This window comes from Streptomyces sp. NPDC044704 (assembly GCF_056433525.1).
This window is the reverse complement of sequence record NZ_JBWKGY010000016.1, coordinates 152,359-167,514: the sequence shown is the minus strand read 5'-3', so window position 1 is coordinate 167,514 and position 15,156 is coordinate 152,359. Positions and strand designations below refer to the sequence as shown.

Annotated in this window: 13 protein-coding genes; 8 read left to right on the top strand and 5 right to left on the bottom strand. The window is 74.1% G+C overall.

The genetic code is table 11. The features are described 5' to 3' along the window. Nucleotides 1-200 precede the first annotated feature (200 nt). The 5 genes from AC07B0_RS30845 to AC07B0_RS30825 all read left to right on the top strand — a co-directional run bounded on the left by AC07B0_RS30845 (nt 201) and on the right by AC07B0_RS30825 (nt 4,416). Entirely contained in the window at nt 201-1,097 is an 897-nt protein-coding gene (locus AC07B0_RS30845; protein ID WP_469381048.1) for a helix-turn-helix domain-containing protein, read from the top strand. Nucleotides 1,098-1,222: 125 nt separating this feature from the next. After that, nucleotides 1,223-2,719, top strand: a complete 1,497-nt coding sequence (rimO, locus tag AC07B0_RS30840; RefSeq protein ID WP_356874180.1) for a 30S ribosomal protein S12 methylthiotransferase RimO — start codon at nt 1,223-1,225, stop codon at nt 2,717-2,719. Beyond that, nucleotides 2,716-3,372 (top strand): CDP-diacylglycerol--glycerol-3-phosphate 3-phosphatidyltransferase, encoded by a 657-nt coding sequence (gene pgsA, locus AC07B0_RS30835; protein WP_356874182.1) that lies wholly within the window; start codon nt 2,716-2,718, stop codon nt 3,370-3,372. Before rimO ends, pgsA begins: the two co-directional genes overlap by 4 nt. A gap of 56 nt (nt 3,373-3,428) precedes the next feature. After that, nucleotides 3,429-3,929, top strand: coding sequence for a CinA family protein (locus AC07B0_RS30830; protein WP_467296865.1), 501 nt, complete (start codon nt 3,429-3,431; stop codon nt 3,927-3,929). Between the two features lie 109 nt (nt 3,930-4,038). After that, the gene (locus AC07B0_RS30825) at nt 4,039-4,416 is read left to right on the top strand and encodes a helix-turn-helix domain-containing protein (protein ID WP_281208997.1); all 378 of its coding nucleotides are present in this window, start codon (nt 4,039-4,041) and stop codon (nt 4,414-4,416) included. A gap of 382 nt (nt 4,417-4,798) precedes the next feature. Here AC07B0_RS30825 and AC07B0_RS30820 read toward each other — a convergent pair whose 3' ends face one another. From AC07B0_RS30820 to AC07B0_RS30805, 4 genes are all read right to left on the bottom strand, one after another. Then, a complete protein-coding gene (locus AC07B0_RS30820) occupies nt 4,799-5,569 on the bottom strand; it encodes an SDR family NAD(P)-dependent oxidoreductase (protein WP_478865711.1) in 771 nt (256 codons plus the stop codon). Nucleotides 5,570-5,601: 32 nt separating this feature from the next. After that, nucleotides 5,602-6,438, bottom strand: a complete 837-nt coding sequence (locus tag AC07B0_RS30815) for an Fpg/Nei family DNA glycosylase (RefSeq protein ID WP_469381046.1) — start codon at nt 6,436-6,438, stop codon at nt 5,602-5,604. 253 nt (nt 6,439-6,691) lie between these two features. Then, nucleotides 6,692-7,390, bottom strand: a complete 699-nt coding sequence (locus tag AC07B0_RS30810) for a hypothetical protein (RefSeq protein WP_356874188.1) — start codon at nt 7,388-7,390, stop codon at nt 6,692-6,694. 154 nt (nt 7,391-7,544) lie between these two features. Further along, nucleotides 7,545-12,149 (bottom strand): ATP-dependent helicase, encoded by a 4,605-nt coding sequence (locus tag AC07B0_RS30805; protein ID WP_478899395.1) that lies wholly within the window; start codon nt 12,147-12,149, stop codon nt 7,545-7,547. An 80-nt stretch (nt 12,150-12,229) separates the two neighbouring features. Here AC07B0_RS30805 and AC07B0_RS30800 point away from each other — a divergent pair, with 80 nt between their 5' ends. From AC07B0_RS30800 to AC07B0_RS30790, 3 genes are all read left to right on the top strand, one after another. Continuing rightward, nucleotides 12,230-13,066 carry an AraC family transcriptional regulator gene (locus AC07B0_RS30800; protein WP_356874192.1) on the top strand — a complete coding sequence of 279 codons (837 nt, stop codon included), beginning with the start codon at nt 12,230-12,232 and terminating at the stop codon, nt 13,064-13,066. An 88-nt stretch (nt 13,067-13,154) separates the two neighbouring features. Next, the gene (locus AC07B0_RS30795) at nt 13,155-13,856 is read left to right on the top strand and encodes an AzlC family ABC transporter permease (RefSeq protein WP_478899406.1); all 702 of its coding nucleotides are present in this window, start codon (nt 13,155-13,157) and stop codon (nt 13,854-13,856) included. Beyond that, nucleotides 13,853-14,161: an AzlD domain-containing protein gene (locus AC07B0_RS30790; RefSeq protein ID WP_356874194.1), complete on the top strand. Its 309-nt coding sequence runs from the start codon at nt 13,853-13,855 to the stop codon at nt 14,159-14,161. The genes AC07B0_RS30795 and AC07B0_RS30790 overlap by 4 nt, the downstream gene beginning before the upstream one ends. On the opposite strand, the gene AC07B0_RS30785 is transcribed toward AC07B0_RS30790, so the two are convergent. After that, nucleotides 14,130-15,053, bottom strand: a complete 924-nt coding sequence (locus tag AC07B0_RS30785) for a hypothetical protein (protein ID WP_478899404.1) — start codon at nt 15,051-15,053, stop codon at nt 14,130-14,132. The two genes, AC07B0_RS30790 and AC07B0_RS30785, sit on opposite strands and share 32 nt — an antisense overlap. Nucleotides 15,054-15,156 lie beyond the last annotated feature (103 nt).

The following is a 15,156-nucleotide window of genomic DNA, read 5'->3' as shown; positions in this document are numbered from 1 at the left end:
CGCCCGTCCGGCTCACTCGACCGTATGGGATCGGCGGGCAACCGTTTCCCTTGGGCGTGCGTCAAGTTGAGGAGACAGCGGTGGGTCCTCCCGAAGCCATTCGGATGGCGTAGGAAGAGGACCCTCCGGTTGCCCCACCCTTTCGTCACCCCCCTAGACTGGTAATCCAGCAGGTGGCTACACGCTCGAAAGGCGCCCTCGTGTCCATCGGCAACGCCAACTCCCCCGAAGAAGAGCGGCCTTCGACCGACGACCGGTCCGAGGACCGCATCGTCGAACGTTCCGTCGAAGGACCGTCCATCGGGACGGCCCTCAAGAAGGCCCGGATCGCCGCCGGGCTCACCGTCGACGAGGTCAGTTCCACCACCCGTGTGCGCATCCCGATCGTGCACGCGATCGAAGAGGACGACTTCACGCGGTGCGGCGGCGACGTCTACGCCCGCGGTCACATCCGTACCCTGGCCCGCGCCGTGCACATCGATCCGGCACCCCTGGTCGAGAGCTACGACGCGGCCCACGGCGGCCGGCCGGCACCCACCCCCGCCGCGCCGATGTTCGAAGCCGAGCGCATCCGCCCCGAACGGCAGCGGCCCAACTGGACCGCCGCCATGGTCGCCGCCATCGTCGCCGTGATCGGCTTCGTCGGCTTCACCGCCTTCAGCGGCGGTGACGCCCAGAGCAAGCGTCCGGTGGCGGAAGGTTCCGCCTCCCCCAAGCCCGCACCCAAGCAGCCGGCGGGCAAGCCCGCCGCACAGCCCCAGCAGACCCCGCAGGCACCCAAGCCGGAGCCGTCCGACAGCGCCATCGCCGCGGCCCCCAAGGACCTCGTCACCGTGGTCCTCACGGCCAGCGACGGTCAGAGCTGGATCTCCGCGAAGGACCACAGCGGGCGACTGCTGTTCGACGGAACCCTCGCGCAGGGCGAGTCGAAGACCTTCACGGACAAGGAGTCCATCGACCTCGTGCTCGGGGACGCCGGAGCCGTGAACCTGTTCGTGAACGGCAAGGAGATCAAGGAGAGCTTCCAGCCGGGGCAGGTCGCACGTCTCACCTACACCAAGAACGACCCGCCCCAGGACGAGGCCCAGGCGGGCTGACCAGCACGGAATAGGAAATTCCAGATCCCCGGGACGTCGCGCGGCATCCGCCGCCGGCCCCGGGGATCTTCTCGTGCCGGGACGTGAGGCGGGGGCCGGCGCCGGGACGAAGTAGTCTTGAGTCCATGCCCGAACGCCGTACCGTCGCCCTTGTCACTCTTGGCTGCGCCCGTAACGAGGTGGACTCGGAGGAGCTCGCAGGCCGCTTGGCGGCGGATGGCTGGGAGCTCGTCGAGGACGCCGCCGACGCGGACGTAGCCGTCGTCAACACCTGCGGCTTCGTCGAAGCCGCCAAGAAGGACTCCGTAGACGCCCTGCTGGAAGCCAACGATCTCAAGGATCACGGCAAGACCCAGGCCGTCGTCGCCGTCGGCTGTATGGCCGAGCGCTACGGCAAGGAACTCGCCGAAGCGCTCCCCGAGGCCGACGGAGTCCTCGGTTTCGACGACTACGCCGACATCTCCGACCGCCTCCAGACCATTCTGAACGGCGGCATCCACGCCTCCCACACCCCGCGCGACCGGCGCAAGCTGCTGCCGATCAGCCCGGCCGCCCGTCAGGAAGCCGAGGTGGCCCTGCCCGGCCACGCGCAGGAGCCGGTCGCCGAGGCGCCCGCCGACCTGCCCGAGGGGCTCGCCCCCGCCTCCGGACCGCGCGCACCCCTGCGCCGCCGGCTCGACAAGAGCCCCGTCGCCTCGGTCAAGCTGGCCTCCGGCTGCGACCGCCGCTGCTCCTTCTGCGCCATCCCGTCCTTCCGCGGCTCCTTCATCTCCCGCCGCCCCAGCGACGTGCTGGGCGAGACGCGCTGGCTCGCCGAGCAGGGCGTCAAGGAGATCATGCTGGTCTCCGAGAACAACACGTCCTACGGCAAGGACCTCGGCGACATCCGGCTGCTGGAGACCCTGCTGCCGGAGCTCGCCGCCGTCGACGGCATCGAGCGCGTCCGCGTCAGCTACCTCCAGCCCGCCGAGATGCGGCCCGGCCTGATCGAGGTACTGACCTCGACCCCCAAGGTCGTCCCGTACTTCGACCTGTCCTTCCAGCACTCGGCCCCCGACGTGCTGCGCGCCATGCGCCGCTTCGGGGACACCGACCGCTTCCTGGAGCTGCTGGACACCATCCGCTCCAAGGCCCCGCAGGCCGGCGTCCGGTCCAACTTCATCGTCGGCTTCCCCGGCGAGAAGGAGTCGGACTTCGCCGAGCTGGAGCGTTTCCTCACCCACGCCCGCCTCGACGCCATCGGCGTCTTCGGCTACTCCGACGAGGACGGCACCGAGGCCGTCACGTACGACGGCAAGCTGGACGAGGAGACCATCGCCGAGCGGCTCGCGCACATGCAGCGGCTCGCCGAGGAGCTCACCTCGCAGCGCGCGGAGGAGCGGATCGGGGAGACCCTGGAGGTGCTCGTCGAGACGGTCGTGCCGCTGGACGAGGCCGAGGAGGGCGAGGGCGCCTACGGGCGCGCCGCCCACCAGGCTCCCGAGACCGACGGCCAGGTCGTCTTCACCGACGGCACGGGCCTGGTCCCCGGGCGTATCGTCACGGCAAAGGTGGTCGGCACCCTCGGCGTCGACCTGGTGGCCGAGCCCCTGGGCATGGAATTTGAGGAGGCGGCCGGATGACCGGAGTCCCGGCATCGGCGGCGGGCGGGACCGGCCGCCGGCCCGCGCCCGGCACCAAGCTCGGGACTGCGGCCGTCAACCAGGCCAGCCTGTGGAACATCGCCAACATCCTGACGATGATCCGGCTCGTCCTCGTGCCGGGATTCGTCATGCTGCTGCTCGCCGACGGGGGATACGACCCCGTCTGGCGGGCCTGGGCGTGGGCGGCCTTCGCGGTCGCCATGATCACGGACATCTTCGACGGCCACCTCGCACGGACCTACAACCTGGTCACGGACTTCGGGAAGATCGCCGACCCCATCGCCGACAAGGCGATCATGGGCTCGGCGCTCATCTGTCTCTCCTGGCTCGGTGACCTGCCCTGGTGGGTGACCGGGGTGATCCTCGGACGGGAACTCGGGATCACGCTCATGCGTTTCTGGGTCATCCGCTACGGAGTGATCCCGGCGAGCCGCGGCGGCAAGCTGAAGACCCTCGCCCAGGGCACGGCCGTGGGGATGTACGTCCTCGCGCTCACCGGGCCGCTGGCGACCCTGCGGTTCTGGGTGATGGCGGTCGCCGTCGTGCTGACCGTCGTCACCGGTTTGGATTACATCCGGCAGGCCGTCGTCCTGCGCCGCGCTGGACTGGCCGCGGAGCGGGCCTCGAAGTGACGAACGGGGCGGGGGACGTGCCGGAGGCCGCGCGCGCGGCGGAAGGCACCGCCGGTGTGGCCGAGGACGTACTGCGGCTGCTCGCGGAGAGTGACCAGACGGTCGCCGTCGCCGAGTCCCTGACCGGAGGGATGGTGGCCGCCGAGCTCACGGCGGTGCCCGGCGCCTCCCGCTCCTTCCGCGGCTCGGTCACGGCCTACGCCACGGAACTCAAACATCTGCTCCTCGGAGTGGACGCGGGGCTGCTCGCGGCCGAAGGCGCGGTTAACGCGCAGGTCGCGCAGGAGATGGCCGACGGGGTACGGCGCGTCCTGGGCGCTTCGTGGGGGATCGCGACCACCGGAGTGGCCGGTCCGGACCCTCAGGACGGGCAGCCCGTGGGCACCGTCTTCATCGCCGTGGCGGGTCCGGGGGGCAGGAAAACGGCCCGGCTGCGGTTGAACGGCTCCCGTGAGGAAATTCGTAGGGAGAGTGCACGGACAGTGCTCGAACTCCTCTCGAGCGAACTCCGCGAGAATCTGCGGGGGCAGGATACGGAACAGAACGGGGGGATTTGATGTTTGCAGCCCTGAGTGAACACGACATCGCTCCCCGCACGGCCGCGGCGCGAGGCGGTACGGTGGGGCGTGAAGGTTACGGCTACACGGTCAGAGGAGGGAGCCACCGATGATTCTGCTCCGTCGCCTGCTGGGTGACGTGCTGCGTCGGCAGCGCCAGCGCCAGGGCCGTACTCTGCGCGAAGTCTCCTCGTCCGCCCGAGTTTCGCTCGGCTATCTCTCCGAGGTGGAGCGGGGGCAGAAGGAGGCATCCTCCGAGCTGCTCTCCGCGATCTGCGACGCGCTGGACGTACGGATGTCCGAGCTGATGCGCGAAGTCAGCGACGAGCTGTCGCTGGCCGAGCTTGCGCAGTCGGCAGCTGCAAGCGAACCGGTGCCGGCACCGGTGCGCCCGATGCTCAATTCCGTCTCCGTGGCCTCGGTCACGGGCCCGGAGCGGGTGACCATCAAGGCACCCGTGGAAGCGGTGAACGTCGTAGCCGCTTGAGCCTGTACAGCATGTGAGCGTGGCGGGAGCCCCGGGTGGTGCGTGAAGCACCGGCCGGGGCTCCTTGCCGTTCGGGGGGCGTGGCGGTGGGGTCCGTGACGGGGTGTTCTGGGTGCGGGCGGCGGGGCGGTGCGGGAGGATGGGCCCGTCCGGGACCCGGCCCGCTGGGAGGTGGCCGTGCGGCGGTTGCTCATACCCCTCGCCCTGGCGATGGGCGTGCTGTGGTGGTGGGCCGTCCTGCGGCTGGCGCTGGCGCCGTCCGAGTCCGGGCCCGTGGAGGGCGCGGTGGCGGTGGGCGGCTGGGGGCTGGGGCTGCTGCCGGTGCACTGCGCGCGCGGTCCGGTACCGAGGCGGGACCGGACGGCGGGGGCCGCCGCCGGGGCTACCAGGGCATCGACACTCCACCGTTCGGGCGAAGGATCTGGCCCGTCATGAAGGACGAGGCGTCGCAGGCCAGGTAGAGCACGGCCTGGGCGATGTCCTCGGGCTCGCCGACCCGGCCGAGCGGGGACATCCGCACCATCGCCGCCTCGGTCCGCTCCAGGACCTCGGCGCTGTGCCGGCCGGTCATGGGGGTGCGGATCCAGCCGGGGGCGACGGCGTTGACGCGGATGCCGTGCGGGCCGCTCTCGGTGGCGAGGGTCTTCGTCAGCTGGACCACGGCCGCCTTGGCCGCGCTGTAGCAGAGGAGCCCGGGCTGGGCCGCGTCCACGGCCCCGGAGGCCATGGTGATCACCGACCCGGGCCGGCCGGCGGCGATCATGGCCCGGACGCCCTCCTGGCAGGTGCGCAGGACGCCCTTGAAATTGACGTCCAGGACCCGGTCGAGGTCCTCGTCGGTGGTCTCCAGGACGCTGCTGGTGTGCATGACCCCGGCGATCGCGGCGACGACGTCGAGCGGCCCGGCCGCGGTGACGGCGGCCCGCAGGGCGGCGCGGTCGGTGACGTCGAGGGGGTGCGCACGGGCGCATCCGCCGGCCGCGGCTATCAGGGCCGTCGTCGCGGCGAGGCCGTGCGCGTCGCGGTCCGCGCAGTGCACGGCCGCGCCCGCCCGGGCGAGGAGCACGGCGGTGGCGCGGCCGATGCCGCTGGCGGCCCCCGTGACGAAGGCGGTGCGGCCGGTGAGGTCGTGCGCGATGGCGGGTGTGGGCATGCAGGGACCGTACGAGTGGATCTGACGGGGCGTCAACCAGTGGGGGCGTGCGGCCGTGGACGGGCCCCGGCGGACGGGGCGGGTCCGGGCTGGCAGCGGGGGCACCAGTACGTGGGGCGGTCGTCCTGCGGGGCCTCGCGGACGGGCGTGCCGCAGCGCAGGCAGGGGCGGCGGGCGCGGCCGTAGACGAACAGCTCCCGGCCCCGGAGGCGGCTGCCGGTGGTGCTGCGGCGTCCGTGCTCCCCGGTGTTGGCGGCCAGCAGGCGGTGCGCGGCGGCCGCGAGGCGGGGGAGGGTGGTCTCGGGGTCGGGGAGCGCGCCGACCGGGGTCCAGGGACTGACCTGGGCCAGGAAGCAGAGCTCGGCCTTGTAGATGTTGCCGATGCCCGCCAGGTTGCGCTGGTCGAGCAGGGCCTCGCCCAGGGGGCGGGCGGGGTCCGCCAGGAGGTTGGCGGCGGCGACGGCGGCGTCCCAGCCGGGACCGAGGAGGTCCGGGCCGAGGTGGCCCACGACGCGGTCCTCGTCGGCGGTGCGGAGCAGTTCCAGGACGGGCAGGCGGTAGCCCACGGCGGTGGCGTCGGCGGTGCCGAGGACCGCGCGGATCTCGTACGCGGGGCCGCCGCGCCACTTCTCGCCGGGGGCGAAGACGTGCCAGGCGCCGTCCATGCGGAGGTGGCTGTGCAGGGTGAGGCCGCCTTCGAGGCGGGTGAGGAGGTGCTTGCCGCGCGGGGTGACGTCCAGGGTGGTGCGGCCGGTGAGGTCGGCGGTGGCGAAGCGGGGCACGCGCAGGTCGCTGACGGTCAGCGGCTTCCCGGCGAGGGCGGCGTGGAGGCGGCTCGCCGCGCGGTGGACGCTGTCTCCTTCGGGCATGGGGCCATTGTCGCGCGGGTCGGCTGCCGCGGGGTCGGCTGCCGGGGCGGGTGGGGTGCGTGGTGCAGGCCGGCGGGCGCATGCCGATTCGCGTGGGTGGGCCGGCCGGACTGAGGTGTTCTTCGGGGCCGTGGGTTCCGCCGGGCGGGGGCCGGGGACCGGGCGCGGTGCGGGTGGGTGGCGGGGAGGTGGGCGGACGCGGGAACCCCCTGGGGCGCAGGGCCGCGCAGGGGGTTTCCGTGAGGCGTGGTGCCTACTTCCAGACGAGTTCCTTGTTCTTGCTCAGGATGTTGTAGGGCTCGCCCCAGTACTGGGCGGCGGTGACCTTCGTCTGGGCCGACGGGGCGAGGGCCAGGGCGCAGCTGGTCTGCGTCTGGCCGTTGGTGAAGCCCTTCGGCAGGGACTCGTTCGGGCACTTCTCGAACTTGCCGATGATCGACACGCCCTGCGCCTCGCTGCCGTCCGCGAGCAGGCCCTTGATGTGGCCCACGGAGGTGTGCGACAGGTCGACCGTGCCGGTGTTCTTGACCGAGTAGCGGACGTAGTAGGGGATCATCCCCTTCACCTTGTCGCCGAGCTTCAGCGGTTCCAGGTCGGCCGGGTTGCCCTGCTCGATCGCGGTGACGGTGATGGCGATCTGGCCGCCCTTGGTGCTGCCGTAGTTGAACGGGACCTGCGCGGCCTCGCCGATCTTGAAGACCTGGCCCGACTTGGCCGTGCCGTTCGCTCCCGGGGCGGGGGCGTCGCCGGCGGCGGCCGAGGAGCTCGGGGCGCTCGGGGTGCTGGGCTGGGCCGAGGGCTCGGACGGCTGCGAGGACTGGGCGGCCGGAGCGCTCGGCTGCGCCGCGGGAAGCTCCTCGTTGCCGTTCTTGCAGCCGGTCAGGGCCAGGGTGCCGGCGACCGCCAGACCGACCGCGCCCAGGGTGGTTCCGCGCATGCTGATGGTGCTCACTGTTCATGTCCCCCATGACGGTGCACCGCCCGTGCGGTGCTGTGATCATCTTGATAAAGCACGGATAAGTGCCCGTGCCAGCTCAGCGGCGGTCGGCAGCAGTTTCGTGACATGGCCAGAACATGGGCGGCACAGTCGAGACCGGACCGAGTCCTCAGGTGCGCAGGCGCAGCCCCCTCGGGGTGGCGTGGAAGCCGGCCGTTTCCAGGTCCCGGCCCAGGAGGGAGGTCAGGGCGGGTGCGGCATTGACGCGCTCCACCGTGAGCGCCGGAAGGGTGCCCGCGCGGGACGCCGCCACCAGCGCCGCCGTGGCCGCCGCGAGCCGCGGGTCACCGGCCTCGGGCCACGCCAGCAGGGTCTTGCCGCCGCGCTCCAGGTACAGGACGAGCTCCCCGTCGACCAGGACCACCAGGGAACCCGCCTTGCGGCCCGGCTTGTGCGTGGCGCCGGCCGGCGGCTCGGGCCAGGGCAGGGCCGCCCCGTACGCGTTCGCCGGATCGGCGGCGGCCAGGACCACCGCCGCCAGCGGGGGCGGGGTGCGCTCGGCGGCCCGGAGCCGGTCCACGGCTCCGTCCATCGCGAACTGGGCCGCGCCCAGCCCCTCCACCACGTACCCCCGGCGGGCCTGGCCGCTGTCCTCGAACGCGGACAGGACACGGTAGACCGCGCTGAAGCCGCCCTCGACGCCCTCCGCCGCCACCGCGCCCCGGGTGACGACCCCGTGCCGGTCCAGCAGGGTGCGGGCCAGGGCGTGGGCCCGGTGGGTCGGGTCGGGGGCGGCCGCGGGCAGCAGCGACCAGCGGCCCGAGACCGTCGGCGGGCCCGTACGGGAGACGGTGGCGCCGAGCGTGCCGTAGCGGCCGCGCGGGACGGTGCGGCGGGCCCGGTGCGCGGTCGCGCCGGCCGTCCGGCCGGAGCCGAGCAGGGCGCGCAGCGGGGCCAGGGTGTCGTTCGTGAGCCGGCCCGACCAGGCCAGGTCCCAGACGGCCGCGGCGAGCTCCGGGTCGGAGGCCTCGGGGTGGCGGGCCCGGACGGACTGGCCGAGCTGGCGGAAGAAGAGGCCGTAGCCCCCCGAGAGGGCGTCGAGGACGGCCTGGTGGAGCTCGCCGAGTTCCAGCGGGTGCGGTGCGGGGAGCAGGAGCGGAGCCGCGTCCGCCAGGTAGAGGGAAACCCAGCCGTCCTTGCCGGGCAGGGCTCCCGCGCCGGCCCAGACCACCTCCCCGGTCGTGGTGAGCTCGTCGAGCAGGGTGGGGGAGTACCCGGTGACGCGGGAGGGCAGGATCAGCCGCTCCAGCGCCGAGGCCGGGACCGAGGCCCCCTGCAGCTGCTCGACGGCGCGGGCGAGGCCGTCGATGCCGCGCAGGGCCCCGCCCAGGTGCTGCCACTGGGGGAGGAAGGTGGCCAGCGAGGTGGGCGGGACCGGTTCCAGTTCCTGGCGGAGCGCCGCGAGGGAGCGGCGGCGCAGCCGGCGCAGCACGGTCGCGTCGCACCACTCCTGGCCGATGCCCGCCGGATGGAACTCGCCCTGGACCAGCCGGCCCGCCGCCGCGAGCCGGTGCAGGGCGCCGTCGGTCACCGCCGTGCCCAGACCCAGCCGGGCCGCGACGGTGGCGGTGGTGAAGGGGCCGTGGGTGCGGGCGTACCGGGCGAGGAGGTCGCCGAGGGGGTCCTTGACCGGTTCCGTGAAGGCCTCGGGGACCCCGACGGGGAGGGCGGTGCCCAGGGCGTCCCGCAGCCGGCCCGCGTCCTCGATCGCCGCCCAGTGGTCCGCGCCCGCGATGCGTACGCACACCGCGCGGCGGGCGGCGCCGAGTTCGCGGGCCCAGGCCGGTTCCGCGCCGCGTTCGGCCAGTTCGGCGTCGGTCAGGGGGCCCAGCAGGCGCAGCAGGTCGGCCACCGACTCGGCGTCCTTGGCCCGCCGGTCCGGCGTCAGCCACTGGAGCTCCGCCTCCAGTTCCTCCAGTACCCGCGCGTCCAGCAGCTCGCGCAGCTCCGCCTGGCCGAGCAGCTCGGCCAGCAGCCGGGAGTCCAGCGACAGCGCCGCCGCCCTGCGTTCGGCCAGCGGCGAGTCGCCCTCGTAGAGGAACTGGGCGACGTACCCGAACAGGAGGGAACGGGCGAAGGGGGAGGGCTCGGGGGTGGTCACCTCCACCATGCGCACGCGGCGGGCCTCGATGTCACCCATCAGCTCGGTCAGGCCCGGTACGTCGAACACGTCCTGGAGGCATTCGCGCACGGCTTCCAGCACGATCGGGAAGGAGCCGAACTCCGAGGCGACCTGGAGCAGTTGCGAGGCGCGCTGACGCTGCTGCCACAGGGGGGTGCGCTTGCCCGGACTGCGGCGCGGCAGCAGCAGCGCGCGGGCCGCGCACTCGCGGAAGCGGGAGGCGAACAGGGCGGATCCGCCGACCTGGTCGGTGACGATCCCGTTGATCTCGCCCTGGTCGAAGGCGACGTCGGCGGCGCCCAGCGGGGGCTGGTCGTCGTCGAACCCGAAGGAGCCGGTGTGCGCCGGGTCGTGGTCGAGGAGGTCCATGGACAGCAGGTCGGCGTCCGGCAGGCGCAGCACGATGCCGTCGTCGGCGTGCATCACCTGGGCGTCCATGCCGTACTTCTCGGCGAGGCGGGCGCCGAGGGCCAGCGCCCACGGGGCGTGCACCTGGGCGCCGAAGGGGGAGTGGACCACGACCCGCCAGTCGCCCAGTTCGTCGCGGAAGCGTTCGACGACGATGGTCCGGTCGTCCGGTACGTGGCCGCAGGCCTCGCGCTGTTCGGCGAGGTACGCGAGGACGTTCTCCGCGGCCCAGGCGTCCAGGCCGGCCGCCAGCAGCCGCAGCCGGGCGTCCTCGTCGCTCAGGGCGCCGAGCTCGCGCAGGAACGCGCCGACCGCACGGCCCAGTTCGAGGGGGCGGCCCAGCTGGTCGCCTTTCCAGAACGGCAGCCGGCCCGGCACGCCCGGCGCGGGGGTGACCAGGACCTGGTCGCGGGTGATGTCCTCGATGCGCCAGGAGGTGGTGCCCAGGGTGAACACGTCGCCCACGCGGGACTCGTAGACCATCTCCTCGTCGAGCTCCCCGACCCGGCCGCCGCCCTTCCGGCCCTTCCCCTCGGACGCGGCGCTGCCCGCGAGGAAGACCCCGAACAGGCCCCGGTCGGGGATGGTGCCGCCGGAGGTGACCGCCAGGCGCTGGGCCCCGGGCCGGCCCGTGATCGTCCCCGCCACCCGGTCCCACACCACGCGGGGTCTCAGCTCGGCGAACGCGTCCGACGGGTAGCGGCCCGCCAGCATGTCCAGCACCGCCGTGAACGCGGACTCGGGCAGCGCGGCGAACGGCGCCGCCCGCCGCACCAGGGCCAGCAGGTCGTCCAGCTGCCAGGTGTCCATCGCGGTCATCGCGACGAGCTGCTGCGCGAGGACGTCGAGCGGGTTGGAGGGGATCCGCAGGGCCTCGATGGAGCCGGTGCGCATCCGCTCCGTCACCACGGCGGCCTGCACCAGGTCGCCCCGGTACTTGGGGAAGACCACGCCCGTGGAGACCGCGCCCACCTGGTGGCCGGCGCGGCCGACGCGCTGGAGCCCGGAGGCCACCGAGGGCGGTGACTCCACCTGGACCACCAGGTCCACCGCGCCCATGTCGATGCCCAGTTCGAGGCTGGAGGTGGCGACCACGGCGGGCAGCCGGCCCGCCTTCAGGTCCTCCTCGACCAGCGCCCGCTGCTCCTTGGACACCGAGCCGTGGTGCGCGCGGGCCAGCAGCGGCGGGGCACCGCGGGCCGCCCCCGACTGGGCCATGACCTCGGCCGGGGGAGCGCCTTCCGGCAGGGGCTCGCCGGTCGCCCGCTCGTGGGCGATCTCGTTGAGCCGGTTGCAGAGCCGCTCCGCGAGGCGGCGGGAGTTGGCGAACACGATCGTCGAGCGGTGGGCCTGCACGAGGTCCGCGATCCGCTCCTCCACATGCGGCCAGATCGACGGTTTGTCGCCGCCCTCCTTGCCGTCCGTGGCGGGGGAGCCGCCCAGCTCGCCCATGTCCTGCACCGGTACGACCACCGACAGGTCGAACTCCTTGTCGGACGGCGGCTGCACGATCTCCACCCGGCCGCGCGGCGCGAGGTACCGGGCCACCTCCTCCACCGGCCGGACCGTCGCCGACAGCCCGATGCGGCGCGCGGGGCGCGGCAGCAGCTCGTCCAGCCGCTCCAGGGACAGGGCCAGGTGGGCGCCCCGCTTGGTCCCGGCGACGGCGTGCACCTCGTCCAGGATCACCGTCTCGATGCCGGCCAGGGCCTCGCGGGCCGCCGAGGTCAGCATCAGGAACAGGGACTCGGGCGTGGTGATCAGGATGTCCGGTGGCCGGGTGGCCAGCGCCCGCCGTTCGGCCGGCGGGGTGTCCCCCGACCGGATCCCCACGCGGATCTCCGGCTCGGGCAGGCCGAGGCGGGCCGACTCCTGCCGGATCCCGGTCAGCGGGCTGCGCAGGTTCCGCTCGACGTCGACGGCGAGGGCCTTCAGCGGGGACACGTACAGGACGCGGCAGCGCTTCTTCGGCTCGGCGGGCGGCGGTGTCGAGGCCAGCTGGTCGAGGGCGGCGAGGAAGGCGGCCAGGGTCTTGCCGGAGCCGGTGGGCGCCACCACCAGCACGTCCGACCCCTCCCCGATCGCCCGCCAGGCACCTTCCTGCGCGGCGGTGGGCGTACGGAAGGCACCCGTGAACCAGGAGCGGGTCGCGGGCGAGAACGAGGCGAGCGCGGAGCCGGACATGCCCCCATCGTGCACCCCGGCACTGACATACGGCCGGACCTGCGAGAACGCCCCGGCCCGCCCGGGCGCAAAATGGGGAGATGGGGTCGGACGAGGGACGCGGGGAGTGGGCGCGGCACTGGCAGTACGCGGAACTGCCCGGGCTGGACCTGCTGCGCGCCCACTACGTGCGCCACACCTTCCCCCGCCACGCCCACGACGGCTACGTGATCGCCGCCGTCACCGGGGGCATCGAGGAGATCGGCCTGCCCGGCGGCACCCTGCGGGCCGGCCCGGGCAGCGTCGTACTGATCAACCCCGAGGTCGCGCACACCGCGCGGGCCGGGGTCCCCGAAGGCTGGGCGTACGCCACCCTCTACCCCTCCCGCGGCCTGATCACCGACGTCGCCGCCGAGATCGGCGCCCTGCGCGGAACCCCCGGCTTCACCGCCGACCTGGTCGCCGACCTCCCGGGCTCGCGGGCGATCACCGAGGTCCACCGGGCCGCCGAGGAGGGCAACGCCCTGGCCGCCGACACCCTCCTGCGCGGCGTCGTGGCCCGCATGCTCACCCGGCACGCGGGCCCGCTGCCCGCCCGTACGCCGCGCCGGGCGGGCGCCGCCGACGCCGAGCGGGCCCGGGCCGTCCTGGAGGAGCGGATGGCGGGGCCCCCGTCGCTGGAGCAGCTCGCGGCAGAGCTGGGCACCAGCCCCTTCGCCCTGCTGCGGGCCTTCCGCGCCCGCTTCGGCATGCCGCCCCACACCTGGCTGACCGACGCCCGCGTCCGGCGGGCGCGCCTGCTCCTGGACGCGGGGACGGCGCCGGCGGAGGCGGCCGTCGCCGTGGGCTTCACCGACCAGCCGCACCTGAACCGGCACTTCACCCGCATCGTGGGGGTCACGCCGGGCGCGTACCGGCGGGAGCGGGCCCCCGGATAGCGGGCGGCCGGACCGGGCCGGACGTGCAAGAACGTACAAGACCGGCCCGCTCCGGCCTGCGTACCTTCGGGGCGTGGGAGAACATCGGATGGTGATGCAGGAGACCCCCGAGGGGGTCGACGACGGACGCCCGCGCGCGGCCGTCGTACGGGACGCGCTCGGGGTCGGAGTGGCCGTCGGCCTGTCCGGGTTCGCGTTCGGGGTGACCGCCGCCGGAGCCGGGATCAGCCTGCTCCAGGCCTGCGTGCTGAGCCTGCTCGTCTTCACCGGCGCCTCGCAGTTCGCACTGGTCGGAGCCCTGGCCGCGGGCGGCAACCCCTTCACCGCGGCCGCCGGGGCCTTCTTCCTCGGGACCCGCAACGCCTTCTACGGGCTGCGGCTGTCGCAGCTCCTCGCGCTGCCCCGCGCCGTGCGCCCGTTCGCCGCGCACTGGGTGATCGACGAGACCACCGCCGTCGCGCTGGCCCAGCCCGACCGGAAGTCGGCGCGGCTCGGCTTCACCGTCACCGGGCTCACCCTGTACCTCCTGTGGAACCTCACCACCTTCCTCGGGGCGCTGGGCGCCGAGGCCATCGGGGACACCGCCGCGTGGGGGCTGGACGCCGCCGGGCCCGCCGTGTTCCTCGCCCTCCTCGCGCCGATGCTGAAGACGGGCACCGAGCGGGCCGTCGCCGCGCTCGCCGTCGTGCTCGGACTGGGCTTCCTGCCCATCCTGCCCTCCGGGGTGCCGGTACTGATCGCGGCGCTGGCCGCCCCCGCCGTACTGTGGCTGAAGGGACGCCGCTCGTGAACGTCTGGATCGCCATCGGGATCACCGTCGTCGGCTGCTACGCCGTCAAGCTCGCCGGACTGCTCGTCCCCGCCGGGGCGCTGGAGAAGCCCCTGGTGCGCCGGCTCGCCGCACTGCTGCCGGTCGCGCTGCTGGCCGCGCTCACCGCCCAGCAGACCTTCAGCACCGGGCACGAGCTCGTCCTCGACGCCCGGGCCGCCGGGCTGGCCGCCGCCGGAGCCGCGCTGCTGCTGCGCGCCCCCTTCCTCGTCGTGGTCGGCGCCGCCGTCGCGGTCACCGCGGGCGTGCGGGCCCTGGGAGGCTGACCCCGGCGACCGGCCGGCCGTACGCCCGCAGCGTCAGCAGGGCCTCCAGGGTGGCGATCGGCCGCCGCTCCAGTGAGCTGCCCGGCGCCCAGGCCCGGCGCAGCACCGGCCAGCCACCGTCCGGCCGCTGCAGCGCGGCGAGGAAGTCCAGCGAGCGCCGCATCTCCTCGTCCGTGAACCAGCTCCGGGCCAGCGACTCCGGGCGCCGCGCGTAGTCGTACGGGAACAGCCGCTCGTCCGGCGCGTACCCGGCCGCGAGCGGGTACTCCGCGCGCCGGGCCGGGTCCAGCACCACCAGCCGCTGCTCGCGCACCAGCCGGCCCAGCCGGTCCGCGGCGGCCGCCGCCCGGGCCCGGTCGGGCGCGCCGTCCAGGAAGGCCACCGCGCTCTGGACCTCGTACGGGTGCGAGTGGCGCAGGGTCTCGACCCGGTCCCAGCAGAAGTCCGTGGCCCGGAACAGCCAGGCGTGCCAGATCCGGTTGCGGTGCAGCAGCCCGACGACCGGCCCCGTGGTCAGCAGCTCGCCCGGCGGATCGTCGCGCACCGGATGGTAGGGCGCGGCGGGGTAGTCGCGCGGCGCCGGGAAGACCAGCGGGAGCGCCCCGTCCGGGGTGGAGACCCGGGTCAGGTGGCGGCAGAGCCGCTCGATGCGCTGTCCCGCGCAGCGGCCGAGGCCGTCGAGGATCCGCAGGGCGTGCGCGGTGTGCAGCGGCTGGCTCAGGGGGCCGCGCAGATCGGGGTCGAGGCCGTGCCCGTAGCCGCCGTCACCGCCCAGGTACGCGCCGAGGGCGGCGTCCACCGGGTCGGCCTCCCCGCCGAGGAAGTGGAAGGCGAACCGCCGCTGCTCCAGGACCCGGGCCGTGAGCCAGATGAACTGCTCGGCGCGGGCCAGCGGCGTCTGCGGGGAGGGCTGGATCCGCTCCGTCCCCCCGGTCCCCCCGGTCAGCTGTGTCTGCGGGGCTTGTGGGGCCTGAGCCGCGGACGGGCTCTGCGGG

What these genes read in the sequence shown, in the direction of transcription:
- AC07B0_RS30825 (WP_281208997.1), top strand. Translation starts at nt 4,039, where the DNA reads ATGATTCTGCTCCGTCGCCTGCTGGGTGACGTGCTGCGTCGGCAGCGC.
- rimO (WP_356874180.1), top strand. Translation starts at nt 1,223, where the DNA reads ATGCCCGAACGCCGTACCGTCGCCCTTGTCACTCTTGGCTGCGCCCGT.
- AC07B0_RS30795 (WP_478899406.1), top strand. Translation starts at nt 13,155, where the DNA reads ATGGTGATGCAGGAGACCCCCGAGGGGGTCGACGACGGACGCCCGCGC.
- AC07B0_RS30800 (WP_356874192.1), top strand. Translation starts at nt 12,230, where the DNA reads ATGGGGTCGGACGAGGGACGCGGGGAGTGGGCGCGGCACTGGCAGTAC.
- AC07B0_RS30805 (WP_478899395.1), bottom strand. Translation starts at nt 12,149, where the DNA reads ATGTCCGGCTCCGCGCTCGCCTCGTTCTCGCCCGCGACCCGCTCCTGG.
- AC07B0_RS30820 (WP_478865711.1), bottom strand. Translation starts at nt 5,569, where the DNA reads ATGCCCACACCCGCCATCGCGCACGACCTCACCGGCCGCACCGCCTTC.
- pgsA (WP_356874182.1), top strand. Translation starts at nt 2,716, where the DNA reads ATGACCGGAGTCCCGGCATCGGCGGCGGGCGGGACCGGCCGCCGGCCC.
- AC07B0_RS30815 (WP_469381046.1), bottom strand. Translation starts at nt 6,438, where the DNA reads ATGCCCGAAGGAGACAGCGTCCACCGCGCGGCGAGCCGCCTCCACGCC.